Genomic DNA, 23,814 nt, shown 5'->3' with positions numbered 1-23,814 from the left:
GCGAATGTATCCAGATTTGGAAGGGAAAACAGTTCTCATCACAGGAGCAGGTACAGGGATAGGTCAGGCGATGGCGCGCCGGTTTGGACAAGAAAAAGCCAATGTAGTGATCAATTATTTCTCAGATAAAGAAAACCCGGACGACACGATTGCTGAGATTCAAAAAAGTGGCGGACAGGCTGTCAAAATTCAAGGGGATGTATCAAAAGAAGAGGATATGAAGGCGATGATTGATCAAGCTGTCAATACATATGGCAGTCTTGATGTCATGATCAATAATGCAGGAACTGAAAATGAAGTTCCTTCAACTGAAATGACGCTAGATAACTGGAACAAAGTGATGTCCACCAATTTAACAGGTATGTTTTTAGGATGCCGTGATGCATTAAAGTATATGACAGAACACGGGATCGAGGGGTCGATTATTAATATGTCGTCGGTCCATCAGCAAATTCCGTGGCCTCATTTTGTCCATTATGCAGCAAGTAAAGGAGGCGCCAAGCTTTTGACGGAAACGCTGGCACTAGAATATGCCCCTAAAAAAATTCGCGTAAACAGCATTGCACCAGGCGCAATTGATACCCCGATCAATGCCGAAAAATTTGATGATCCAGCATTGAAAAAGGGAGTCATTGAGCTGATACCGATTGGTTATATCGGAAAACCGGAAGAAGTGGCAGCATGTGCTGTCTGGCTTGCATCAAAAGAGGCGAGCTATGTGACAGGGTTGACGTTATATGTAGACGGCGGTATGACCAAGTACCCTGGATTCCAAGCAGGAAAAGGATAATCGTGATGATCACGGGCTGGGCTCAGAGGATAACACAACACCAAATTATGATCTAGTATGTGCATGTGAAGACTAGTGAAAAGCGTGTGTATAAACATTCACACGCTTTTATCCGTTTATACGCCCTATTCAAATATGCTCGTTTCTTTTACAGGCTTTACACAAATTTTGATTGCAAAGATATGAATAGATTCGAAAAGTAGCAGCAAAAGACGTTTACCTATCCATCAAATTGAGTGGGAATAGCATCTGTTTCCATCTCGGGGCAGTTACTTCTCATGATTTATGGGTTTTTGAATGAGCTAAGTCATTAGCACTTATTTTAACAAAGTTCTCAAAGACTGTCTTCTGAAGAAGAAGCTACTTTATGGTTCATTCGGAGAGTATTTTTTAAAAGAAAAGGGGTCTCGTTCATATCTGGATGAGATCTCTTTTGTTCTGAAAGCTTGATGTGAGTATTGATACGGTCATTTTTAAAATAAAATACATACATATAAAATTAAATGTCTAGACATTTAAAAATAAAAATATATAATATTAACTGGAAGCGCTTTTATTACAACAATGGGGTGAGAGAAATGAAACGTATTTTATTAGCATGCAGTTCAGGTATGTCTACGAGTTTACTAGTCACAAAGATGAAGGCACATGCTGAGTCTATAGGGGAGGAAGCAGAGATTTGGGCAGTCGGACAAGACCAAGCGAAAAAAGAAATGGCACATGCCGATGTTGTATTAATTGGACCGCAAATGAGCTTTTTAAAAGGGGATCTTCAAAAAGAAGCTCAAAAATATGGGATTGAAGTAGAGGTCATCGATATGCAGGCGTATGGGCTAGCAGATGGACAAAAAGCGTATGAACAAGCGGTTTCATTGATGGGGGAATCTTAAAGGATGGAAAAGAAAACACTCGAAGGACTCACGGAAGAACAAATCAGTTTTCAATTGATCTTACACAGCGGAAATGCACGAAGCAAATTGCTTCAATCTCTTAAACAATTTAGAGAAGGTCATGAAACAGTAGCATCTGACCTTCTCAAAGAAGCGGAAGATGACTTGCGGAATGCACATGATATCCATTTTCAGATGGTACAGCAAGAGGCAAGCGGAGAAACGATTTCATTCTCCTTGCTGCTCATGCATGCCGAAGATCATTTCATGTCAACGATGACAATAAAAGAGCTTGTGGGAGAGCTCTTACCGATATTGCAATCACTGAAACAATAAAGGGTGTAAACAAGGGGGGAAACCAATGTTTGATAAAATAAGTGCGATTTTGGTTCCGATTGCTGGGAGATTGAACAATAATCGCTATCTAGGGGTATTAAGGGATGCCTTTATGCTTGCGTTCCCATTAACAATTTTTGGTTCCATCATGGTCGTATTAATGAATTTGCCATTTTTAGATAAGATCATGAGTCAAACAGCACTGGAAGGTGTTCAGTCTGCACTGAATATTGCACCTAGTGCGACCATCAGCATTATGAGTGTGTTTGTTGTATTTGGGATTGGCTACTATTTATCGAAAAGCTATGATGTGGAAGCTGTCTTTGGCGGTGTGATCGCTTTAGCCTCTTTTCTACTCCTTACGCCATTTTTACTAGAACAAGAGGGCGGTGCATCCATTGCAGGCGTCATCCCAGTCGATCGTTTAGGCGCAAAGGGAATGTTTCTTGGAATGATCACAGGCTTTTTGTCGGCTGAAATTTATCGCTATTTTGTCCAAAAGAAATTTGTCATTAATATGCCGCAAGGGGTTCCGCCAGCTGTTTCTAAGTCTTTTGCTGCACTTATCCCGGCTACTTTGACACTCACAACCTTTTTACTGATCAATATCATCATTACACAAGGGTTCAAAACCAACATGCATGACTTGATTTACAATGCGATTCAGGCGCCGCTTGTCGGACTTGGAAGCGGTATCATTCCGACCTTGATCGCTATTTTCTTTATACAAATTCTTTGGTTCTTTGGGCTCCACGGCCAAATTATTATCAACTCTGTCATGGACCCGATTTGGAATACATTGTCCATTCAAAATCTAGAAAGCTACACAAAAACAGGTGAGGTTCCGAACATCATCAGCAAGCAGTTTATCGAAATCTATACAGTGGGTATGGGTGGAACCGGTATGACGCTAGCTGTTGTGTTTACGATTTTAATCTTTCTTAAAAGTAAGCAATTGAAACAAGTAGCAAAGCTCGGCTTAGGACCAGGTTTATTTAACGTCAATGAACCCATTATCTTCGGTTTACCGATTGTGATGAATCCGCTTATTCTCATTCCGTGGATTTTGGCGCCAATGGTGATTACTTGTATTTCTTATTTTGCGATGGCCACAGGTATTGTGCCGCCTCCGACAGGCGTGAATATTCCTTGGACAGTCCCGATCTTTATTAGCGGAGTCATGGCAACAAATTCATTAGCGGGCGGTCTGCTTCAGCTGTTTAATTTAATGATTGTGTTTGTCATTTGGTTCCCGTTCCTAAAATTTATTGATCGTATGAATGTGAAAAATGAAAAAATAGTCCCGACAGAAAAAACGAAACAAACAAACATCAAAGGTGAAGGAGACTCAATACATGTCGATGGAAACTAACAGTCAATCATATACATTTCCAGAAGGTTTCTGGTGGGGATCTTCTGCCTCTGCTACGCAAACAGAAGGCAGTTATCCAGGTGATGGAAAGGGGCCGAACATTTGGGATCACTGGTTTGAAAAAGAGCCGAATCGTTTTTTTCAGGGCGTCGGTCCAGATGTAACCTCTCAATTTTATCGTAAATACAAAGAGGATATCCGACTCATGAAGGAGATTGGGCACAACTCGTTTCGTCTATCTATTTCATGGTCACGCCTTTTACCTGAGGGAAAAGGGGCTGTTAATGAAGAAGCTGTGGCTTTTTACAATGATGTGATCAATGAACTGATAGCGAGTGACATTGAACCGTTTGTGAACTTGTATCATTTTGATATGCCAATGGCGTTGCAGGAGACGGGAGGATGGGTAAACAGGCAGGTCGTAGACGATTATGTCAGCTATGCGACATTGTGTTTTCAGCTATTTGGCGACCGGGTGAAAAAATGGTTTACCCATAATGAGCCGATTGTCCCTGTAGAGGGTGGATATATGTATAGCTTCCATTATCCGAACGAAGTTGATTTCCAAAAGGCAGTGCAAGTTGGATTTCATGAGATTTTATCAAATGCTAAGGCCATTGCGGCTTATAAAGAGATGAAGCAGGATGGGAAAATAGGCATTATCCTGAACCTTACTCCTTCGTATCCGCGAAGCCAGAATCCGCGGGATGTCGAAGCAGCTGAGATGGCTGACGCCTTCTTTAACCGGTCCTTCCTAGATCCAGCAGTGAAAGGACATTTCCCTGAAAAGCTGGTGGACGTGTTAAAGAAAGAAGGATTGATGCCGGCTATGGAGGAAGGAGACCTTGAACTCATTCAAGAGAACACGATCGACCTTCTCGGCATCAACTATTATCAGCCAAGAAGAGTGAAAGCAAAGGAACATATGCCTCACCCTGATGCACCATTTATGCCAGATCATTATTTCGATTCTTTTGAAATGCCGGGCAGAAAAATGAATGTGTACCGCGGCTGGGAAATCTATGAAAAGGGTATTTACGATATATTGAAAAAAGTCCAGACAGACTATGGGAATATTGAATGCTTTATTTCTGAAAATGGAATGGGTGTTGAAGGAGAAGAGCGGTTTCAGGATGAAGAAGGAATGATTCATGACGATTACCGCATTGATTTTATTTCTGAGCATCTTAAATGGGTGCATCAAGCCATTCAAGAAGGAAGTCATGTAAAAGGCTATCATCTGTGGACGTTTATGGATAATTGGTCATGGTCGAATGCCTATAAAAATCGCTATGGATTTGTCTCAGTGGACCTTGAGGAAGACGGGAAACGTACCATCAAAAAAAGTGGCTATTGGTTTCAATCGGTTTCAGAGAATAATGGTTTCTAATCAAGATACTTGCTCTTTCCTTGAAAAGGGCAAGTATTTTTCTTATGTAAAGATGAAAGGGGTGAAATGAAAGTGGCTCGAACCTTTTAAGCGCACTAGGCTTAGTGTAGAATGAGAGGAAGGCTAGAAAGCGCTATAATAGGATATGAAAAAACAAGTCAGTTGGTGGTGTGAGATGACAAAGTACGAACTCATTTCAGAAGAAATTAGAAAAAGAATAGGAACAGCATATTATCCAGAAGATCAACCCATTCCAGATGAAAACTCGCTTGCCGCTGAATTTAAATGCAGCAGAATGACGATGAAGCGTGCGCTCGATCTTTTAGTGGCGGAAGGTCTGCTCTTTAGAAAAAGAGGTCATGGCACATTTATTGTGAAGGCAGCACTAAATCAAGGTGCGATCAACGTATCAGGTCATGAAAATAAAGGGTTCACGAAAGTGATGGCAGATAAAAACGTGACGAGCCAAATCATTCGCTTTGATGTGCATTTTCCAAGTGAAGAGGTGGCAGCTCATTTATCCATTGACTCAAGCACACCTGTCTATGACATTATTCGGCTCCGTTTGGTAGAAGAAGAGCCATATGTATTAGAAAAAACCTTTATGCCTGTCAATGTCATTAAGGGAATAGATGAAGAGGTTTTATTGGGTTCCATCTATAGCTACATTACAAACACACTGCAATTAAAAGTAGCAGGAGCGCACAAAAAAATTAGAGCGGCTAAATCAGATCAGCTTGATCAGCAATATTTAGGCTGTGACCCTACGGATCCGGTGCTAGAAGTGGAGCAGGTGGCTTATTTAAACACAGGTCGGCCGTTTGAATATTCCTTTAGCCATCATCGCTATGATAAATTTGATTTTTCAACAGTTGAAATTACGAAAACACGACTTTAAAAAAAGAGCAGAACCCCCTCAATCGGGAGACTGCTCTTTTTTTGTTGATTTTATATATTCCACCAGTGATATCCATCTTTTTCAAGAAGCTGATCTGCTTCTTTTGGTCCCATAGAACCAGCAGGATAATTTGGTTTTAACGTTTTGGTTTCAGCCCATTTTTCTGAAATTGGATCAACAAAGTTCCAAGACAGTGCTACTTCATCCCAGTGGGCAAAGTTTGTTGCGTCACCTAGCAAACAGTCATGAATTAGCTTTTCATACGCTTCTGGTGTATTCATGATGTCGTTGTAATTTGTTTGATAGTCAAGCTTAATTGGTTTAGCATACGTTCCGCCATCAAGCTTGCGAGCATTCAGGTGAAGGGTGATGCCTTCGTCTGGCTGAATGTGAATCACAAGTAAGTTTGGATGCATGGAATTCCCGTTTCCGTAGTACAGGTTCATCGGAATGTCTTTAAATTGCACCACGATTTGAGTGGATTTCTTTTCTAGACGTTTTCCTGTACGAATGTAAAATGGTACCCCGGCCCATCTGAAGTTATCGATGAGAAGTTTCCCTGCAACAAATGTTTCTGTGTTGGAGTTTGGGTCCACATTATGCTCTTCAAGATAGGAAGGAACCATATTGCCATCAATCGTTCCTGCATCATACTGTCCGCGGACAAAGAATTGATCCACTTCATCTTTCGAGAATGGACGAAGCGCACGCAATGCTTTCCGTTTTTCGCTACGGATTTCCTCTGTATTGAGCTTAATCGGTGGCTCCATGGCTAGTAGTGCAACCATTTGAAGCATATGGTTTTGTACCATATCTCTCAGTGCACCAGAACTCTCGTAATATCTCGCACGGTCTTCGACACCTAATGATTCACTCGATGTGATTTGAATGTTTGAAATATAGCGGTTTGTCCAAAGCGGTTCAAAGATCGCATTCGCAAAACGAATTACCTCAATGTTTTGCACCATCTGTTTACCAAGATAGTGGTCAATACGATAAATTTGATCCTCTGTAAATGCATCTCGGATCTCTTCATTTAATGTTTTGGCACTAGGCAGGTCATGACCAAACGGTTTTTCAATAACAAGTCGAGACCATCCAGTCGTTTCTGATACGCCTTCACTTTTTAAAAACTTCGCAATGGTTCCGAAGAATTCTGGTGCCATCGCTAAATAGAACATCCGGTTATTCGGGATACTGTATGTATCTTCAAGACCAGAAAGAAGCGTGTTCAGTGCTTGATAGGAAGCAGGGCTTGAGACATCAAAATCATGGTAATAGAAATGAGAAATAAATTCCTCTGCTTTTGCTTCTGCATCATCAGAAGAGACCGATTCTTTTACCACAGCTCTTAGGTCTTCATGAGACCAAGGACGACGTCCAACACCTACAACGGCGAATTGATCTCCAAGCTTTCCGCTATGATAAAGTCTATGTATAGAAGGGTAGAGCTTGCGTTTTGCAAGGTCTCCTGTTGCGCCAAAAATGACAATGACTGCTTTTGGATAGTTAGTTTCTGTATTCACGAAAAGTACCTCACTTTATTCGTAGCATTGTTGTAAAAACCGAGAATGTATGTACATTTTCTTTATTTTAAAGGTTCATTGTTCGTAAAGCAAACATTTGATTCGACTTTTTCTGCCCGAGTTTGACTTTTTTCAAAAATTCCGCTGAATTCACATTTATCCTGTCTTCATGTATTCTATATGAATGAAGAGATTGTATACCGGCTGTAGGAGGAAATCGTAATGGAACTGCTCTTTTTAGGAACAGGTGCAGGCATTCCTGCAAAAACAAGAAACGTCACTTGCACTGCGCTGAAGCTTTTAGAAGAGAGAAAAGCCGTGTGGCTTTTTGATTGCGGAGAAGCGACGCAGCATCAAATATTACATACAACGATTAAACCAAGAAAAATTGAGAAGATCTTTATCACGCATATGCACGGTGATCATGTATATGGTCTCCCGGGTCTGCTTGGCAGCAGGTCCTTTCAAGGCGGAGAGGATGAATTGACGATATATGGTCCAAGCGGCATTAAAGCTTTTGTAAATGCGACACTTTCAGCGACACAAACGCATTTGACTTATCCGCTGCATATCATAGAAATAGAGGAAGGGATCGTTTTTGAAGATGAGACCTTTCAAGTAGAAGCAAGACGAGTGTCTCATGGGATCCCAGCTTACGGTTATCGGGTCGTGGAAAAAGATGTACCGGGTGCACTAAAAGCCGAAGACCTAAAAAAAATCGGTGTAAAACCTGGACCTTTGTATCAGAAGTTGAAAAATGGGGAAACCGTTACACTCGAAGATGGAAGAATGATTGATGGAACCGATTATTTGGAACCCCCTAAAAAAGGGAGAATCGTTGCATTTTCAGGAGATACCCGTTTGTGCGAGAATATAACAAGGCTTGCCAAGAATGCGGATGTGTTAGTCCATGAAGCAACATTTGGGAAAGAAGATGCAGAACTAGCCTATAATTATTATCACAGTACGACAGAACAGGCAGCAAAAACAGCGCAGGAAGCAGGCGCAAAAAGACTGATTTTGACCCATATTAGTGCACGGTACCAAGGGGAAGAGTCGCTGAAACAATTACTCAAAGAAGCCCGCGATATATTCCCGCTGACTGAAGCTGCACATGATTTCTTTTCTTTTCCTATTGACCGTACCCTGTAAAAATTGGATGAATCGTCAAAAAAAGTTGTGTGATTTTTTTGATATTTATGATGACGCTCTTTTTCAGGTAGTGGTAAAATGGTGAAGAAAAAACAAATGACGAATTACACTATGAAGAATACGGGAGGCACAATCAAAGATGAGCGGTTTTACAGCGTTAAGTGAAGCAGAATTAAATGACCTATATGCAGCACGACAAAAAGAATATGAAACGTACAAAAGTAAAAACTTACACTTAGACATGTCTAGAGGGAAACCTTCACCAAAACAGCTCGATTTATCTATGGGCATGCTCGATGTCGTGACATCAAAGGATGCAATGACAGCTGAGGATGGTACAGATGTGCGAAACTATGGCGGCTTGACAGGCCTTCCTGAAACAAAGAAATTTTTTGCAAGTGTGCTCAATCTGAAGCCAGAACAAATCATCATTGGCGGTAATTCTAGTCTGAATATGATGCATGACACAATTGCACGTGCTATGACTCACGGCGTATATGGCAGCAAAACACCTTGGGGAGAGCTTCCAAAGGTAAAATTCCTTGCACCAAGCCCAGGATATGATCGTCATTTTGCCATTTGTGAGCATTTTAACATAGAGATGATTACGGTAGATATGAAGTCGGATGGACCTGACATGGATCAGGTGGAAAAATTGGTTGCAGAAGATGAAGCCATCAAAGGGATTTGGTGTGTACCGAAATATAGTAACCCTGACGGCATTACGTATTCAGATGAGGTTGTTGACCGTCTTGCTTCCATGCAGACTAAAGCAGACGACTTCCGTATTTTTTGGGATGATGCCTATGCAGTCCACCATCTAACAGATACGCCTGATACGTTAAAAGATATTTTTCAAGCAGTAGACAAAGCAGGACATGCAAACCGTGTGTTTATGTTCGCCTCTACTTCTAAAATTACGTTCCCAGGCTCGGGTGTTGCACTGATGGCATCTAGTCAGGACAACGTCAGCTTTATTCAAAAGCAGCTATCAGTTCAAACCATTGGGCCAGATAAAATCAATCAATTAAGACACCTTCGTTTCTTCAAGAATCCAGAAGGATTGAAGGAACATATGAAAAAGCATGCAGCGATTATTAAGCCGAAATTTGACCTCGTTCTTTCGATCCTTGATGAAAAGCTTGGTGGAACAGGCATCGCTGAGTGGCACAAACCAAATGGCGGATATTTTATTAGCTTAAATACACTCGATCATTGTGCAAAAGCTGTTGTGCAAAAAGCGAAAGAAGCCGGTGTGACACTAACGGGTGCAGGTGCGACATATCCTTATGGAAACGACCCGCTTGATCGTAACATCCGTATTGCGCCAACGTTCCCAACGCTTGAAGAACTAGAGCAGGCGATTGACATCTTTACGTTATGCGTTCAGCTTGTCAGCATTGAAAAGCTGCTGTCTGAGAAAAGTCAATCAGCACCAACGGTATAATGAAAAAACTCCTTGACTGATGTCCGGTCAAGGAGTTTTTGTTTTTAGTTAGCTGTTTGATAATAAGAGACAGGCTGTTTTGCTGCACACCATACATCATAAATCGCAAGCTGCACAATATGTGGTTCATCGTGATGAATATAGTGCGAGCTGTTCTGCGCCTGAATCCATCCGCTTTGGGATGATAATGTGAGCATTCGTTTATGAAGCCTGAGCCAAGCTTCATGTGCTGGATGAAACAAGCGGCTTTTGCCTGATGAAATGACAAGAAGGGGCATCATCCCATAATGCGTTTGCTCCTCTTTGATCGTACGCAGCATTTGCTCAAAGTCCTCATGTGTACATTCTGCTGTGAACTGCGCCATATATGAAGTGCGTTCTTCCTTTGATAAGAGTGGCAGAATGACCTGCTCTTGCTCCTCACTTGCTGGGTCTAGAAGGACCATACCGATAACATCTTCTTTTCTGCGGCTTGCCCATAAGCGGCTGACAAGAGAGCCAAATGAGTGCGCCACAATGAGAAATGGCGGCTGAATATTGGCTTGATGTAAGAGTGTATCTAAATCATCCGCAAGATCATGCAAAGTTCTTCCTTCTTTGCTTTCACTGCTTTTTCCATTACCTAAACGGTCATATAAGAAAACACCAAGCTCTGGGTCAATATCACGAGCGATATTCGCCCACGTATCGCCTGAAATTCCATATCCTGCTTCAAAAATAATGGTGGCTTGCTTTTTTCCTTGACGATGCCTTGTATAAAAGTGATGTCCATCTATATGATACGTTCTTTCAATCAATGCCGAGTTCATTCTTCCATCTCCTCTAAGTGGTTCTTTAGCTAAAAGACGGCACAAAAGGCAAAGATGTTTCTCTTAAAAACAAAAAAGATGCCTATTTCAAAAAATAGACACCTTTTTGCTTAAAGATGTTACCAAGCGCGATCGTATTGGCGCGGGCTTTCGATGGATGTACGAAGCTCTTTAGCGGCTGTTTTTGGGAAATACGGATCCCGTAAAAATTCTCTGCCGATAAAGATCAAGTCAGCACGCTGATTTTGTAAAATTTCTTCGGCCTGTACACCAGATGTGATCATACCAACAGCGGCTGTTTGGATGCCGGCACCTTCTCTTATTTTCTCAGCAAAGGTGACTTGGTAGCCGGGGAATGTTTTAATACTGGCTTGCACCACAGCGCCTGAGCTCACATCAATTAGATCGACTCCTTGCTCTTTCAGCCATGCGGCAATGCCAATATAATCTGCAATATCTAGTCCCTTTGTTGTGTAATCAGAAGCGGATACACGGACAAATAATGGTCCATCCCACACTTCATTGACTGCATCAACAACTTCTCTCAAGAAGCGATAACGATTTTCTGGTGAACCGCCATATTCATCTGTCCGGTGATTGGCAAGCGGTGAGAGAAATTCGTTAATCAAATAGCCATGCGCACCATGAATCTCAATGATGTCAAATCCAGCTTTCTTGGCGCGGACAGCGGCATCTTGAAACGCCTGAACGGTGTCTTTTATTTGATCGATAGACATCTCAAGAGGTGTTTTAGATTGTTCGTCAAATGGAATGCTGGATGGAGCAAGAATGTCACCATCTAGCTCAGCCTTGCGTCCTGCATGGGCTAGCTGGATGGCCGTTTTTGTTCCGTACGCTTTGATTTGTTCGTTTAATGAGGCAAATCCTTCAATGTGCTCATCACTCCAAATTCCGAGGTCCTGATCACTAATTCTTCCCTCAGGTGAAACAGCACTTGCCTCGACCATAATTAATCCGGCCTGACCTTGCGCACGGGAAATATAATGTGCAAAGTGGAAAGGCTGTAATTTTCCATCACGGTCATAGGATGAATACATACACATCGGGGACATGACGATGCGGTTTTTGAGTGTGACACCTTTTAATGTCCAAGGTGAAAAAAGCTTTGTTTCCAATTACCTTCGCCTCCTCATAGAATGGTATAGCCGATTATAACAGTCATTCAAACATTCGTCATAAAAGGTGCTCAAATCATATAGCTTTTGAACATGATTTTGTATAATGAAAGATATGGACATCAAAGGGGGATAAACGGATGAAATGGCAAACGGAAAGTGAACTAAAGGAGCTACTCACAGCTCTGATGCAGTATGAAAGCATATCTGGTACAACGGGAGAAGTCGCATTAGCGGAATATTTATATTACTTGCTGAGGGAGCGGCCATATTTTGAGCAGCATCCTGATCACTTGGCTTTGCATCCAATGAAAGATGGCCGGTATTTTTTAACGGCACTTGTCAAACGAAGTACGCTGCCACGTACTGTTTTACTCCTGAGCCATTTTGATGTCGTCGATACAGAGGATTACGGAGAATTTCAAAATATGGCGTGTAAGCCCGAAGAGTTAATGGCGTCCTTTTCTCAAAAAAGTGCACTTCTTCCAAAAAGGGCAAGAGAGGATTTAGCTTCAGGTGACTGGCTGTTTGGACGAGGGTCCATGGATATGAAAGCAGGCCTGACTGTTCAGCTTTCCATGCTGGAAAGAGCGATGGCGGGGAGGTTTGAAGGAAATATTCTGCTCGTCACAGTGCCAGATGAAGAAGTGAATTCACAGGGGATGCTGGAGGCTGTTCCGAAACTAAAGGAACTCAAGGAGACGTATGACCTTGAGTATACCGCGTGTTTAAACAGTGAGCCGATGTTTGAAAAGTATCCCGGGGATGCGCACCAATACATCTATACAGGTAGTATAGGGAAGGTACTTGCGGGATTTTTCTGCAAAGGAATTGAAACACATGTAGGTGAGCCCTTCTCAGGATTAAATGCAAATTTTATGGTATCTGAATTAAACAGGCTGTTAGAACTGAATAGTGATTATTGTGAGGAAGTAGATGGTGAAGTGACACCGCCTCCGACCAATTTGATGCAAAAGGATTTGAAAGAAGCTTACTCTGTTCAAACGCCTCACACGGCTGTTTCTTTATTTAATGTGCTGATGATGAACCGCTCTAGTGAAGAGCTTCACGGGCTCCTCTATGAAACTGCGAAACAAGCAGCAGCCCAAATCGAAGCCAATCTCAAACAGAAAACCGCTGCATTTCAACGCTTTAAACATTTTACACCCATCGATACAAACATCACGGTGTTAACGTATCATGAGCTGTACGAAAAAGCTGCTGAACGATCCGGCAAGCAGGAGGTCGAACGAATTGTCAACTACGCCTTTGCCAACCGGGGTGAGCTTGGGGATCGTGATTTTTCAACCAAAATTGTATCAGAACTGACGACCCTTTGTAAGGAAGATGGAGCACTGATTGTGTTGTTTTATAGTCCGCCATTTTACCCATCTGTTTCTTCAACAAACGATCTGCATATTCAAACGACCTTAAAGAAGATTCAAAGAGAAGCAAAAGAGATTTATGGAATCGAAGTAGAAGAAGTCAAATATTTTCCTGGTTTATCTGATTTAAGCTACTTACAGCTTGAAAATCAAGATATAGACGATTATACAGCCAACATGCCGCTATACCAAAAAGGCTACTCGTTACCACAAGGAGAAAAAGAAGCTCTTAACGTTCCTGTCATCAACGTTGGTCCATTAGGAAAGGATGCGCACAAATGGACAGAACGGCTGCATGTCCCATTCTCTTTTGGCGTTTTGCCGTCGCTCTTAGAATCAACAATTCAAGCTTTATTAGAAAAGAATTAAGTGAAAGCCCTATCGCCATGATAGGGCTTTTCTTTTTGATTTTAATCACCTTCTGTCTAAAGAAATAGAGTATGATATAGAATGATACTTACATATATTTGAAGGGGGATTGTGAGAGTGAAAACAGGAGTACTAACAAAAACAGAGATCATGACATCACTTCATGAGAGTTTGCGTAAGCTTGAGGAGTTATTATGGACATGTGATGAGGCTACATTAGATGAATCTTTTGGGGAAGGCAAGTGGTCGATTAAACAAATTGTTGGACATTTGTATGATACAGAAGAAGTCTGGTCAGAGCGGATAGAGCAGGCAATATTAAATGAGCACACGCTTTTCGCATCATATGATCCAGAGATATATGTGAAGGGAAGAGCTTATGAAACGTATACCGCACAAGAGGTCAGTGCATTGATCGAGCGCTTAAAAGAGAGCAGAAACAAAACACTACAACTATTAGAAAAGGATACATGGGCTTTTTCAGGTCTCCATCCTGAAGAAGGGATGATGACAGTCCAAATATTAGCTGAAACCATTGCTTTACATGAAATTCATCACCTCGATCAAATCAAAGCCATTATGTCCATGAGAGCATCGAGTGATAGATGAAAAGCACCTGTCATCAAGGCAGGTGCTTTGCTCTCTTACTTATACGTACTCGCTGAAAACATATCGTTTAATTCTGCTGCGCGTTTTGTCGCTGTTTTCACACAATCGACAATCGCTTCTTCAAATTGATAGGAAGCAAGGGTATTCAGTCCTGCTTCTGTCGTTCCACCTTCGCTCGTAATTTCTTTGCGCAATTCAGTAGGTTCCTTACCGCTATCCTGAAGCATATTTGCAGCGCCTGCAATCATTTGACAAATGAGCAATTTCGCTGTCTCTTGGTCCATCCCAAGTTCCGATGCACCTCGCTCCATTCCTTCAATCAAATGATAAATAAAGGCAGGACCGCTGCCTGCAATGGCTGTGACCGCATTCAGCTGTGATTCATCTAAAACCGTCACATGACCGATCGTTTCAAACAGCTGAACTGCTTTTTCCTTTTGCGCCTCTGTGACTTCATCACTGACAGCAATACCAGTAGCGGATTGTTGTATGGCTGCTGATGTATTTGGCATCGCACGAACCACCGCCGTTTTTGCGCCAGCATAATGCTGAATGGTTTCAATAGAAATGCCCGCTAAAATAGAAATAATCAGCTGTCCATTTAAATGGGGCCTTACTTCAGAAATGCCACTTTCCGCATCTTTTGGTTTTAAAGCAAACACCAGCATATCGGCTTCTTCATAAATAAAGGAACGCGCGAAATCTGTTTTGACTCCATAACGTGCATTTAATTCTTCTAATCGTTTTTCATTTGTTTTATTTGTGACAATGATATCTTCATTTGACATAATGCCGCTCTTTAAAAGACCTTTAATCATAGACTCGGCCATTGAGCCTGCACCAATAAATCCAATTTTACTCATAAGCTGCTCCTCCTTGTAGAAAATAAAAAAACCTCTCGTCTGCAAAGGACGAAAGGTTTTTCGCGGTACCACCCTCAATTAGCATGCAATGTTGCATACTCAGCTCTAGTCCCTTAACGCGGGAAACGTTTAGGTTTGCCTAACAGCTCAAAGGGCAGGTTCAGCAAATAAGAGGATGGTGAAGTCTTACAGCCGGCGGACCTCACTCTCTTGCATCGTTATTTTGCTTACTAATCCTTGTCATCGCGCATCTTATATTTGTTGTTCATTATGCAACGATGGACAAGTTTGTGTCAATAGGGAGAGATAAAAAAATTGACCATCTAAACCGCATGACAGTCTGCCCTTTGCAAGATACAATGAATAAAGAGAGTGAGTTCAGATGATCTATGAGTCAAAAATCAGGAGATGACGTATAAAAGTGAAAGAAGAAATGATTCAATTATCCATCCCTACACCGTTTGCGGTGGGGGATGTCCATGCATATGTATTAAAAGGCGATACCGTGACCTTAGTCGATTGCGGACCGATGACACAAGAGGCACAGCATGCCTTTGTCACGCAATTAAAGGAACATCATTTATCAATAGATGATATTGATCAAGTGGTTTTGACACATCATCATGCAGATCATGTCGGTCTTTTAGATCTGATGAAATCCCATGTCCGTGTCATCGGACACGAGTTGAATGAGCCCTATATTAGTCAGGATGCAGCGTTTAAACAGCGTCAAATCCATTTTATGAATGATTTTTTTCAGCAGTTAGGTGTGCCGCTTCGTCAAGGTGAGTGTGAAAGAATTGTGAGGCAGTCTTATACATATTCATGTACGGCACATGTCGATGACGTCATAAAAGAAGGCGATCGTTTGAAGGGACATGAGCACTTCCAAGTGCTAGAGACACCGGGACATGCACAATCTCATCTTTCTTTTTTAGATGAAACAACAGGGAATTTCATCGGCGGTGATCTGCTGCTTACGACCATTTCTTCCAATCCGTTAATGGAAGCGCCAATGAAAGGAACAGAACGTCAAAAATCGCTGCTTCAATATAAAGCATCACTCGAGCGTTTATTGCATTTGCCCATTCAGGCGATTTATCCAGGGCATGGCCAGCTCATTACCTCTCATCACGAATTGATCGAAGAAAGATTTAAAAAACAGGAAAAACGGGCAAATACGATGTATCAGCTGCTTCAACGAAAGGAAATGACCGCCTTTCATCTTTGTCGCACCCTATTTCCGGGCCTGTATGAAGAAGCATTATTTCTGACAATGTCTGAGACAGTCGGACAGCTTGATGTGCTTTTAGCGGCTGGACATATTGAAGAAGTGCAAAAAGACGGAATCCTCTACTATCGAGCAAATGAAGGAGTGAAATAAATGGGGCGACTAACAGGAAAGAGAATATGGATTACAGGTGCTTCAGGCGGTATTGGTGAAAAGATGGCGTACTTGGCAGCAGCCGAAGGAGCAGAAATCATTGTGTCGGCAAGGCGAATTGAAAAGCTCACAGGTGTAAAAGAAAAGATTATAAGTGCTGGCGGCGTATGTCACATCGTTCAGCTTGATGTCAGTCAGCTTGAGGACATTGATCAAGCCTATCAACAAGTGGGTGCTGTTGATATTTTGGTGAACAATGCCGGCTTTGGTGTGTTCGATCTCGTCGAAGACGCATCCATTGAGGAAATGGTGTCGATGTTTGAGGTCAATGTCTTTGGTTTAATTGCCTGCACAAAAAAGGTCCTTCCTGAGATGAAACAAAGAGGGAAGGGACATATTATCAATATAGCGTCACAGGCAGGAAAAATTGCCACCCCTAAATCCGCCATCTATTCCGCATCAAAACATGCGGTTCTCGGATTTTCAAACAGCCTCAGAATGGAGCTGGCAGACAGCGGGATTCATGTCACAACCGTCAATCCAGGACCGATTGCCACAGACTTCTTTACCATTGCAGATCGCAGTGGTGAATATGTGAAAAATGTTGATTTTATGATGCTCAGTGCTGACAAGGTAGCAGGGAAGGTCGTATCCGCCATGATGACAAAAAAAAGAGAGATTAATTTACCAGGATGGATGAATGCTGGCAGTAAATTGTATCAATTATTCCCGTTTTTATTTGAAAAAGCAGCACGTAAAGCGATGATGAAAAAATAACAAAAAAAGAAACCGGTCACAGGCTGGTTTCTTTTTTTGTTTGATGGGGCTTAATATTGGTGACGCCAAAGACATTGCCATCAACATCTTCAAAGCTAAAACCGCCTAAGTCTGGGTCAGCTAATATTTGAATATCCGATACGGTCACTTCATGCTCGCTTAAATACTGGTGAAAGTTTTTTAAATCCTTCACAAATAGATCAATCATACTATGCCGAACTCCTGTAAAAGAGTTCATAAAGTAGATTCGTTTCTCGTGTTTTGTTTTGACGAGATAAAAAGAAGGTCCCTCGCCATGGGTAAAAGTGAGCATGGCGGCTTCTTCTGATTGATGTAGAACGATCATCTCTAAAATCTGTTCATACCAAGAGACAGCCCGGGGGATATCAGTCACAGGAATTTCAATCGTAGCAATTTGTTGAATGGTCAATGGCTTCACTCCTTTTTCTATATTCGTCTTGCCGCTTGCTGAAGTGGATCCCATACACTGTTAAAAGGAGGGGCATAGCTAATATCTAAATCTTCAAGGTCTGTCACAGTCAGCCCTTGATAAAGAGCAGTTGCCATGACATCAATTCGTTTATCAACACCTTCTTTACCGATGATTTGTGTGCCAAGCAAGGTGTGATCATCGCTTCTGTAAATCAGTTTCACTTTTATTTTCTCTGCATCTGGGTAATATCCAGCGTGGTCAGTGCTGTCGATGGTGATGGTGGAGAAAGGAAGGCCCGCGTCTTTTGCTTCTTTCTCTGACAAACCTGTTCGTCCCGCCGTCACGTCCATAAATTTCATCACCGCTGTGCCGGTTACGCCTTGAAACGCACGGTTTGTTCCTGTCATATGAAAGCCTGCGATTCTTCCTTGTTTATTTGCTGTCGTGCCGAGCGGAATATAGTCCAGTTCCTTTTTGATACGGTGGTAGGTCGCTGCGCAGTCACCAGCCGCATAGATATCTTGTACATTGGTCTGCATGTATTCATTCACAACAACTGCACCATTTTGAAGACGCTGAATTCCTGTGCTGTCTAAAAAGGATGTTTGCGGAGTGACGCCAACGGCAATGATGACCATATCTGTTTCAATGGTCTGTTTGTCTGTTTGAACAGCTGTTACATGTGTCTTGCCCTTTAACTTTTGCACTGTTTCACCAAGTACCACGTGAATACTTTGATTGTCTGCTTCTTCTTTCAGATACTTTGCCATATCGGGATCAAAGCCTGGGCCAAGTGTTGCACCCCGCTGAATGATATGAACGTCTTTGCCTAGCCCTTTTAAATTTTCTGCCATTTCTAAGCCGATATATCCTCCGCCGATGATCGTGATATGTGTGACGTCTTTTTTTAGATTGTCTAAAATAGACAGCGCATGCGGGATTGTTTTTAATACGTGGACACCTTCTAATGAATGACTGTCTAGATCAAGTGTGACGGGGCTTGCTCCTGTCGCAATTAACAGGCGGTCATACGTTTCTGTAAAGGGCTTTTTTGTTTTAGAATGAATACCCGATACTGTTTTTTGCTCCGGGTCAATTGAGGTCACTTCGTGTAAGCATCTGGCATCAATTCCGTATTTGTCACGAAAAGTGTCAGCGCTACGTGCGATGAGTTTTCTGTGATGATCAATGAGACCGCCGATCAAGTAGGGGAGTCCGCACTGTCCATATGAGAAAATCTCTCCTTTTTCAAAAGCTACAATTTGTGCGTCTGGATCCTCTCTATATATTTGCATAGCGCAGCTCATTCCTGCTGCATCTCCGCCAATCATCACATATTTCATTTGGTGTGCTCCCTTCTATCTATCAAACTGAATACTCTTATTTACCCTCATTTTCCTTTATTTAATGCTTTTTTTTCGCAAAAGAAGCAAACTTTCGTTGAAAAATAAAGACAGCGCCTTCATTTTAAGCTACAATCGGATTATCGTCTTTTTGGTTATGAGTTTAGTTTAGATTGGTGGGAAAGACTTTGGGTGACGAACGACTAGATTTTAATACACTATATACACGCCATACGAGAGAGGCATGGGCCGCTCTTGGAGAATATATGCCGGTATCTGTTTCAGAAGAAGAAGTGAGAGCACTTCAAGGATTAAACGACTACTTATCGCTAGAAGAAGTGCGAGATATTTACATACCGCTTATTCGGTTTCTGACATTACATGTCTTTGCAGAAAAACAAAAAAATCAGCATGTCAATGCTTTTTTAAACTACCCGCATCATGCGAAAATCCCTTTTTTAATTGGGATTGCAGGAAGTGTGGCCGTCGGAAAAAGCACGACAGCACGTATTATTGAAACGCTTTTATCAAGGCTTGGAGATGGGCTGAAGGTGAGTCTTGTAACAACGGACGGCTTTTTGTATCCTCAAAAAGAGTTAAAAGATCGGGGGCTGATGGAAAAGAAAGGCTTCCCGGAAAGCTATGATGTTAAAGCGCTACTTTCGTTTTTAAATGAATTAAAATCAGGGAAACAAACTGTGCATGCACCTGTATATTCACATCTGACCTATGACCGTCTTGAAGGGGTGTATGAAACAGTAGAAGATGCAGATATTGTCATCATTGAAGGGATCAATGTGTTGCAATCACCGGCACTGGATGATCTGAAGGATGAGCCGCGCGTGTTTGTATCAGATTACTTCGATTTTTCGATTTATGTAGATGCCGCTGAGACGCAAATTCAATGCTGGTATAAAGAACGGTTCCGTTTGCTGCGGGAAACAGCCTTCCAAGACCCTGAATCCTTCTTTCATCAATACAAAGATTTGACGGATGAAGAAGCAGATCAGATGGCAAGCACGATTTGGAATACAGTGAACCGGCCTAATTTATATGAAAATATTTTGCCGACAAAATATAGAGCCGATTTGATTTTAAAAAAAGGCGATCAGCATAAGGTGGAAGAGATCGCCATCCGCAGGGTATAAAGAAAACCGCTCAATTGAGAGCGGTTTTTTTAATGACCTCCACTTACTTTCACAGCCACGGCAGCCGCCGTTCGTTTTTTTAGGCGGTAGTATCCGATGAGTAAAAACGGAACGCCTGCAGCGGTGACAATCGCCAAGACTGAAAAAATAGAAAGGGGATGGGCTGCGCCAAATAAGTCAATACACAATCCTCCGACAAACGGTCCGACGACGCTGCCGAGCTGAGAAAACCCCATTGCGCCGAAGTATGATCCTTTCACTTCAGGTTTTGCAATATTGTCTACAAACAGATCCATCATCGCAAAGAGCAGCACTTCACCAATCGTAAACACGACAATGATAAAAGCAAGCGTACCGAGACTTTGTGAAAAAGCAATGGCAAATAAACTGCCTGCTAGAAGCACGTTCCCAGTCGTTAATGACAAAATCGTTGAATAGCGCTTAGCGATCATAATCAGCGGGTACTGAACGACAATGACAACCACTGCGTTTAAGGATAAAAGATACCCAAACAGTTTAGGACCATCCTCAATCATAGGGGATGCCGATAAATATTGAGGCAGTGTTGAGCTTAGGTGTGAATAGCCAAATGAACATAAAGTAACGCCAATGAGGATGATGCTAAAGACCGTATCTTTCTGAATAATGGAAAGAGCTTTTTTGACGCCGATTTGTTTGGTGCTTTCTGGAGCAGCCACTGGATGCTTTTGAAATTGCCATGCCAGTGTTAACCCGTACAACAAGTAAATGAGGGCAGCGACGAGAAATGGAAAAGTCGTTTTTGATGACCCGAGATATAAGCCAAGCAGCGGGCCGAAAATGACACCAATGTTAATGGCCGTATACCGTAAGTTAAAGACAAACAACCGAATGCTCGATGGGGTGACATCGGATAAGAGTGCTTTAGACGTTGGTTCAAACAGCGCCCGGCACAGTCCATTTAAAGCATTCATAAAAAAGAAGACCCAAATGGCATCTGCAAACGCGAAGCCAACAAAGACAAGTGTCCAGCCAAAGATGGATAAAAGCATGACCTTTTTTCTGCCAATTCGGTCGGAAACATAGCCGCCGTAAAAACTCGCAACAATCCCAATAAGAGAGCTGACGGCAATGATCAATCCAGCTGAAGAGGCTGAGGCGCCTTTGACTTGTGTCAAATAAACGGCTAAAAAGGGAATGCTCATGGATGTCGCCATTCGGCCAAATATCGTGCCGATGATGATCGTCCAACTAAGTGGATGTAAAGTGCGTAAGTTATTTTTCATGCTGTGTCTCCCCTGAGTTTGTAAGATGTTCCAATCATACATGAAAAATTGTGCAAATTAAATACACAATTTGATGGAGGAGTCATCCGTCAAATGACAGAGAAGCTTGAACCGTTCCGTTCATTCGAAGAGCATATGCCTCGTTTTCAAGGTTTTAAGCCTTGATGGGTCATAATTTTTTCGGAAAAACGAAGCGTGTTTTTCAATGATCATGTTTTCGTTTTGCGAAAATCAATTGAGATCGATGGCAATAATTTGATGTAAGGAAAGGTTTAGAACATCTTCGTCATTCACGATTTTCATTTGGCGTGTTTCATAATGAATGGCTTTCACCCAGCCCCAAAACTGTGCTTTCATGCCTGATGAGACATATGTCACGCAAATCGCTTGATCCTCGGTAATCGACTGTGTGATCAAAACATTCATTTCCTCTAGTTGATCGGAGCTGAGCGGTAGAGGTGTATATTCTTTTTTCTTTCGTTTTTGAGCAAGTAGTTGCTCCCGGTGCTCTGGTAGCATCATTCGGCTTGATTCCCACATGATGTTGTATCCAGGTGTTAATTTATTGGGATTCATGCTTGTTCGCCTCCGTTATTTGTAATGCCCGCCAATTTTTTCGGCGCGGTGATATACCTGCCCTGCGCTTGTCAGTGACGAAGCATGTAATAATGCCGCAGGTCCATATTTCAGATGGATTTCATCAAATACTTTGCTGAGTTGATCTTTCTTCAAATGATGATCAAATAAAGTCAGCTGATAGTGGCTGTCAGGCTGCAGCTGTGAGAGGGTAATGCCTACACTGCGAATGGGCTGGCCATCCCAGTGCTGCTGGCATAGCTGAATCGCTGCCTCTGCAATATCTGAGCCATACTGTGTCGGTGAATGAAGCTTCATTTGTCGATGAAAGCCTGTTGGATGTGAAAAATCAGCCCCTCTTACACCAACAGACACCGTTTGACCGAGATAATGCTTAAAACGTGCCCGCCTAGCGACTTCCTCACTCAATTCAAGAAGAGCGACTTTGATCTCCTCAAAAGATGCGTAATCACGGGGAAGGGTCATATGATGCCCAACGGCTTTTTGCTGATCATGTGTGTGAATAGTGACTGGGGAGGGATCGTGTCCTAAAGCTGTTCGCTGCAGAAGCTCCCCATTGATTCCCCAGCGTTTTTTTAATCGGTCTAACGGATAAGTAGCAAGTGTGCCAATAGTACTGATGCCCATTCGTTTCAAATGATGCTCCATTCGTTTGCCGACGCCAAATAATTTTCCAATTGGAAGCGGCCATAAATCAGCAGCAACCCGGTCGGCACTCAGTTCATAGATGCCGGATGTGTTTTTTTTGGCAAAATGGTCACAGGCCATTTTAGCGAGCACTTTATTAGGGCCGATGCCCACACGTGCGTAAATGCCAGTCTGGTTCATAATCGTTGTTTGTATATGTTGAGCGATCTCATGTGGAGAGCCGAATAGTGTAAGACTGCCTGTAATATCAAGAAACTGTTCATCAATGGAATATGGCTCGACAAGGTCTGTGTATTGTTCAAGCAGTTCTGTAATCATGACCGAAACATCGAGATAGCGCTGCATACGTGGACGTACAACCACTGCTTCAGGACATTTCTCCTGTGCTTCCCATAACCTTGATGCATTTTGTACGCCACGTTTCTTCGCGAGAGGGCAGGCTGCCAGGACGACTCCGCTTCTTCGTTCTGGATCTCCAGAGACAATGAGCGGCACATTCTCCAAATGAGGCGCCTCCACCTTCTCAACTGATGCATAAAATGACTGCATATCCACAAGCAGAATGGCTCGTTCATTCATTGTACTTCACCTCTTAGAACGTATGTTCTGTATCTATTGTAAACAACATGAGGTGAAATTCATACTGGTAAATCATTCAAAAGCTGTCCATACAAAAAAGACGAAGTGGTGAACACTTCGTCTCGTCTGCTGCAACGATTGTTAGGCATGTGCCATGTTGTGGAATGTTTGGAGCGGTTCAGAACGCAGACGATAAGCCATCAGCTTTTTCTTTGGCTTATGTGTAAACTGCCGAACCACATCCACATGGTCATCATAATGGAACAGATAAAGGGTGACATCATGCTTCCCATGCTTTGTTTGCATAGTAAGCGGCGCTGGCCCTTCATTCGGATGAAGAAAGCGTTCTTCATCACCAGGGTAAATATAATAGCGTTCAATAAAGATCGCATCATTAAAATGTTGAATGATTTCAGATGCTCGCTGCTCATCAAGCGAACGACCTTGAAAAGTAATATTTGTTTGCTCACTTGTTACTTTAGCATGTACGGCGTAGCGGCTAAAAAGGCGCTCAACAACACCAGAAGGCAAAGAGGTGACAAGCAGCTTTAAAAGACTAAATACAACAAGCGAAATAACAACCCAAACCAATCTCATCATCTCCAATAAACATTTGTACCATTTCCTATATGAACCATCTTAACATAACAAATGAATGAAACTTTCGC

Annotated in this window: 23 protein-coding genes and 1 other annotated feature; of the genes, 13 read left to right on the top strand and 10 right to left on the bottom strand. The window is 42.3% G+C overall.

The window, feature by feature from the left end:
- The first annotated feature begins 4 nt into the window (after positions 1-4).
- The 6 genes from MHI20_RS04785 to MHI20_RS04760 all read left to right on the top strand — a co-directional run bounded on the left by MHI20_RS04785 (position 5) and on the right by MHI20_RS04760 (position 5,676).
- The gene (locus MHI20_RS04785) at positions 5-790 is read left to right on the top strand and encodes an SDR family oxidoreductase (RefSeq protein WP_340936982.1); all 786 of its coding nucleotides are present in this window, start codon (positions 5-7) and stop codon (positions 788-790) included.
- Positions 791-1,368: 578 nt separating this feature from the next.
- The gene (locus MHI20_RS04780) at positions 1,369-1,680 is read left to right on the top strand and encodes a PTS sugar transporter subunit IIB (protein ID WP_017367558.1); all 312 of its coding nucleotides are present in this window, start codon (positions 1,369-1,371) and stop codon (positions 1,678-1,680) included.
- A gap of 3 nt (positions 1,681-1,683) precedes the next feature.
- Entirely contained in the window at positions 1,684-2,016 is a 333-nt protein-coding gene (locus MHI20_RS04775; RefSeq protein ID WP_017357943.1) for a PTS lactose/cellobiose transporter subunit IIA, read from the top strand.
- 25 nt (positions 2,017-2,041) lie between these two features.
- Entirely contained in the window at positions 2,042-3,388 is a 1,347-nt protein-coding gene (gene celB / locus MHI20_RS04770; protein WP_277518713.1) for a PTS cellobiose transporter subunit IIC, read from the top strand.
- The gene (locus tag MHI20_RS04765) at positions 3,372-4,778 is read left to right on the top strand and encodes a glycoside hydrolase family 1 protein (RefSeq protein WP_277518712.1); all 1,407 of its coding nucleotides are present in this window, start codon (positions 3,372-3,374) and stop codon (positions 4,776-4,778) included. The genes celB and MHI20_RS04765 overlap by 17 nt, the downstream gene beginning before the upstream one ends.
- A 175-nt stretch (positions 4,779-4,953) precedes the next feature.
- Positions 4,954-5,676 carry a GntR family transcriptional regulator gene (locus MHI20_RS04760; protein ID WP_008342268.1) on the top strand — a complete coding sequence of 241 codons (723 nt, stop codon included), beginning with the start codon at positions 4,954-4,956 and terminating at the stop codon, positions 5,674-5,676.
- A gap of 50 nt (positions 5,677-5,726) precedes the next feature.
- Here MHI20_RS04760 and zwf read toward each other — a convergent pair whose 3' ends face one another.
- The gene (gene zwf, locus MHI20_RS04755; protein ID WP_058336671.1) at positions 5,727-7,202 is read right to left on the bottom strand and encodes a glucose-6-phosphate dehydrogenase; all 1,476 of its coding nucleotides are present in this window, start codon (positions 7,200-7,202) and stop codon (positions 5,727-5,729) included.
- Between the two features lie 222 nt (positions 7,203-7,424).
- Here zwf and rnz point away from each other — a divergent pair, with 222 nt between their 5' ends.
- Positions 7,425-8,354: a ribonuclease Z gene (gene rnz / locus MHI20_RS04750; protein ID WP_041091778.1), complete on the top strand. Its 930-nt coding sequence runs from the start codon at positions 7,425-7,427 to the stop codon at positions 8,352-8,354.
- A 139-nt stretch (positions 8,355-8,493) separates the two neighbouring features.
- Positions 8,494-9,801, top strand: a complete 1,308-nt coding sequence (locus MHI20_RS04745; RefSeq protein ID WP_039165881.1) for an aminotransferase class I/II-fold pyridoxal phosphate-dependent enzyme — start codon at positions 8,494-8,496, stop codon at positions 9,799-9,801.
- 44 nt (positions 9,802-9,845) lie between these two features.
- On the opposite strand, the gene MHI20_RS04740 is transcribed toward MHI20_RS04745, so the two are convergent.
- Both MHI20_RS04740 and namA read right to left on the bottom strand, forming a co-directional pair.
- Complete coding sequence (locus MHI20_RS04740) at positions 9,846-10,610, bottom strand: alpha/beta fold hydrolase (protein WP_041091946.1); 765 nt, start codon at positions 10,608-10,610, stop codon at positions 9,846-9,848.
- A 119-nt stretch (positions 10,611-10,729) separates the two neighbouring features.
- Positions 10,730-11,746 carry an NADPH dehydrogenase NamA gene (gene namA / locus MHI20_RS04735; protein WP_024718910.1) on the bottom strand — a complete coding sequence of 339 codons (1,017 nt, stop codon included), beginning with the start codon at positions 11,744-11,746 and terminating at the stop codon, positions 10,730-10,732.
- Between the two features lie 140 nt (positions 11,747-11,886).
- Between namA and MHI20_RS04730 the strand changes: the two genes are divergently transcribed.
- Together MHI20_RS04730 and MHI20_RS04725 are read left to right on the top strand one after the other, a co-directional pair.
- Positions 11,887-13,500 carry a M20/M25/M40 family metallo-hydrolase gene (locus MHI20_RS04730; protein WP_340936969.1) on the top strand — a complete coding sequence of 538 codons (1,614 nt, stop codon included), beginning with the start codon at positions 11,887-11,889 and terminating at the stop codon, positions 13,498-13,500.
- A 117-nt stretch (positions 13,501-13,617) separates the two neighbouring features.
- Entirely contained in the window at positions 13,618-14,109 is a 492-nt protein-coding gene (locus tag MHI20_RS04725; protein WP_340936968.1) for a DinB family protein, read from the top strand.
- Between the two features lie 35 nt (positions 14,110-14,144).
- Here the strand turns inward: MHI20_RS04725 and proC are convergent, their stop codons facing one another.
- Entirely contained in the window at positions 14,145-14,972 is an 828-nt protein-coding gene (gene proC, locus MHI20_RS04720; protein WP_340936966.1) for a pyrroline-5-carboxylate reductase, read from the bottom strand.
- Between the two features lie 41 nt (positions 14,973-15,013).
- Positions 15,014-15,225, bottom strand: a binding site (T-box leader).
- Between the two features lie 168 nt (positions 15,226-15,393).
- Here proC and MHI20_RS04715 point away from each other — a divergent pair.
- Together MHI20_RS04715 and MHI20_RS04710 are read left to right on the top strand one after the other, a co-directional pair.
- On the top strand, positions 15,394-16,356 hold the full coding sequence (locus tag MHI20_RS04715) for an MBL fold metallo-hydrolase (RefSeq protein WP_327872545.1): 963 nt from the start codon (positions 15,394-15,396) through the stop codon (positions 16,354-16,356).
- Positions 16,357-17,133 (top strand): SDR family NAD(P)-dependent oxidoreductase, encoded by a 777-nt coding sequence (locus MHI20_RS04710; RefSeq protein ID WP_007501086.1) that lies wholly within the window; start codon positions 16,357-16,359, stop codon positions 17,131-17,133.
- A 16-nt stretch (positions 17,134-17,149) separates the two neighbouring features.
- Here MHI20_RS04710 and MHI20_RS04705 read toward each other — a convergent pair whose 3' ends face one another.
- Both MHI20_RS04705 and MHI20_RS04700 read right to left on the bottom strand, forming a co-directional pair.
- Positions 17,150-17,572 carry a VOC family protein gene (locus MHI20_RS04705; RefSeq protein WP_231947209.1) on the bottom strand — a complete coding sequence of 141 codons (423 nt, stop codon included), beginning with the start codon at positions 17,570-17,572 and terminating at the stop codon, positions 17,150-17,152.
- 8 nt (positions 17,573-17,580) lie between these two features.
- Positions 17,581-18,909 carry a CoA-disulfide reductase gene (locus tag MHI20_RS04700; protein WP_340936957.1) on the bottom strand — a complete coding sequence of 443 codons (1,329 nt, stop codon included), beginning with the start codon at positions 18,907-18,909 and terminating at the stop codon, positions 17,581-17,583.
- Positions 18,910-19,097: 188 nt separating this feature from the next.
- Here MHI20_RS04700 and coaA point away from each other — a divergent pair, with 188 nt between their 5' ends.
- Positions 19,098-20,057: a type I pantothenate kinase gene (coaA, locus tag MHI20_RS04695; protein WP_008342294.1), complete on the top strand. Its 960-nt coding sequence runs from the start codon at positions 19,098-19,100 to the stop codon at positions 20,055-20,057.
- A 29-nt stretch (positions 20,058-20,086) separates the two neighbouring features.
- Here coaA and MHI20_RS04690 read toward each other — a convergent pair whose 3' ends face one another.
- From MHI20_RS04690 to MHI20_RS04675, 4 genes are all read right to left on the bottom strand, one after another.
- Positions 20,087-21,322: an MDR family MFS transporter gene (locus tag MHI20_RS04690; protein WP_008343828.1), complete on the bottom strand. Its 1,236-nt coding sequence runs from the start codon at positions 21,320-21,322 to the stop codon at positions 20,087-20,089.
- Positions 21,323-21,553: 231 nt separating this feature from the next.
- Positions 21,554-21,898 (bottom strand): YolD-like family protein, encoded by a 345-nt coding sequence (locus MHI20_RS04685; RefSeq protein WP_017367544.1) that lies wholly within the window; start codon positions 21,896-21,898, stop codon positions 21,554-21,556.
- Between the two features lie 15 nt (positions 21,899-21,913).
- Positions 21,914-23,146 (bottom strand): DNA polymerase IV, encoded by a 1,233-nt coding sequence (locus tag MHI20_RS04680; protein WP_073414018.1) that lies wholly within the window; start codon positions 23,144-23,146, stop codon positions 21,914-21,916.
- Between the two features lie 141 nt (positions 23,147-23,287).
- Entirely contained in the window at positions 23,288-23,737 is a 450-nt protein-coding gene (locus tag MHI20_RS04675) for a YfmQ family protein (protein ID WP_024718948.1), read from the bottom strand.
- Positions 23,738-23,814: the final 77 nt, after the last annotated feature.

Origin of the sequence: Bacillus sp. FSL K6-1106 (assembly GCF_038005245.1) — a bacterium.
GTDB lineage: Bacteria > Bacillota > Bacilli > Bacillales > Bacillaceae > Bacillus > Bacillus altitudinis.
The sequence above is the reverse complement of the archived record's forward strand: the minus strand, read 5'-3'. Positions and strand labels throughout refer to the sequence as shown.

What these genes read in the sequence shown, in the direction of transcription:
- MHI20_RS04745 (WP_039165881.1), top strand. Translation starts at nt 8,494, where the DNA reads ATGAGCGGTTTTACAGCGTTAAGTGAAGCAGAATTAAATGACCTATAT.
- MHI20_RS04710 (WP_007501086.1), top strand. Translation starts at nt 16,357, where the DNA reads ATGGGGCGACTAACAGGAAAGAGAATATGGATTACAGGTGCTTCAGGC.
- MHI20_RS04785 (WP_340936982.1), top strand. Translation starts at nt 5, where the DNA reads ATGTATCCAGATTTGGAAGGGAAAACAGTTCTCATCACAGGAGCAGGT.
- MHI20_RS04760 (WP_008342268.1), top strand. Translation starts at nt 4,954, where the DNA reads ATGACAAAGTACGAACTCATTTCAGAAGAAATTAGAAAAAGAATAGGA.
- celB (WP_277518713.1), top strand. Translation starts at nt 2,042, where the DNA reads ATGTTTGATAAAATAAGTGCGATTTTGGTTCCGATTGCTGGGAGATTG.
- rnz (WP_041091778.1), top strand. Translation starts at nt 7,425, where the DNA reads ATGGAACTGCTCTTTTTAGGAACAGGTGCAGGCATTCCTGCAAAAACA.
- MHI20_RS04690 (WP_008343828.1), bottom strand. Translation starts at nt 21,322, where the DNA reads ATGAAAAATAACTTACGCACTTTACATCCACTTAGTTGGACGATCATC.
- MHI20_RS04685 (WP_017367544.1), bottom strand. Translation starts at nt 21,898, where the DNA reads ATGAATCCCAATAAATTAACACCTGGATACAACATCATGTGGGAATCA.
- proC (WP_340936966.1), bottom strand. Translation starts at nt 14,972, where the DNA reads ATGAGTAAAATTGGATTTATTGGTGCAGGCTCAATGGCCGAGTCTATG.
- MHI20_RS04740 (WP_041091946.1), bottom strand. Translation starts at nt 10,610, where the DNA reads ATGAACTCGGCATTGATTGAAAGAACGTATCATATAGATGGACATCAC.
- MHI20_RS04765 (WP_277518712.1), top strand. Translation starts at nt 3,372, where the DNA reads ATGTCGATGGAAACTAACAGTCAATCATATACATTTCCAGAAGGTTTC.
- MHI20_RS04700 (WP_340936957.1), bottom strand. Translation starts at nt 18,909, where the DNA reads ATGAAATATGTGATGATTGGCGGAGATGCAGCAGGAATGAGCTGCGCT.
- MHI20_RS04780 (WP_017367558.1), top strand. Translation starts at nt 1,369, where the DNA reads ATGAAACGTATTTTATTAGCATGCAGTTCAGGTATGTCTACGAGTTTA.
- MHI20_RS04730 (WP_340936969.1), top strand. Translation starts at nt 11,887, where the DNA reads ATGAAATGGCAAACGGAAAGTGAACTAAAGGAGCTACTCACAGCTCTG.
- MHI20_RS04775 (WP_017357943.1), top strand. Translation starts at nt 1,684, where the DNA reads ATGGAAAAGAAAACACTCGAAGGACTCACGGAAGAACAAATCAGTTTT.
- MHI20_RS04680 (WP_073414018.1), bottom strand. Translation starts at nt 23,146, where the DNA reads ATGAATGAACGAGCCATTCTGCTTGTGGATATGCAGTCATTTTATGCA.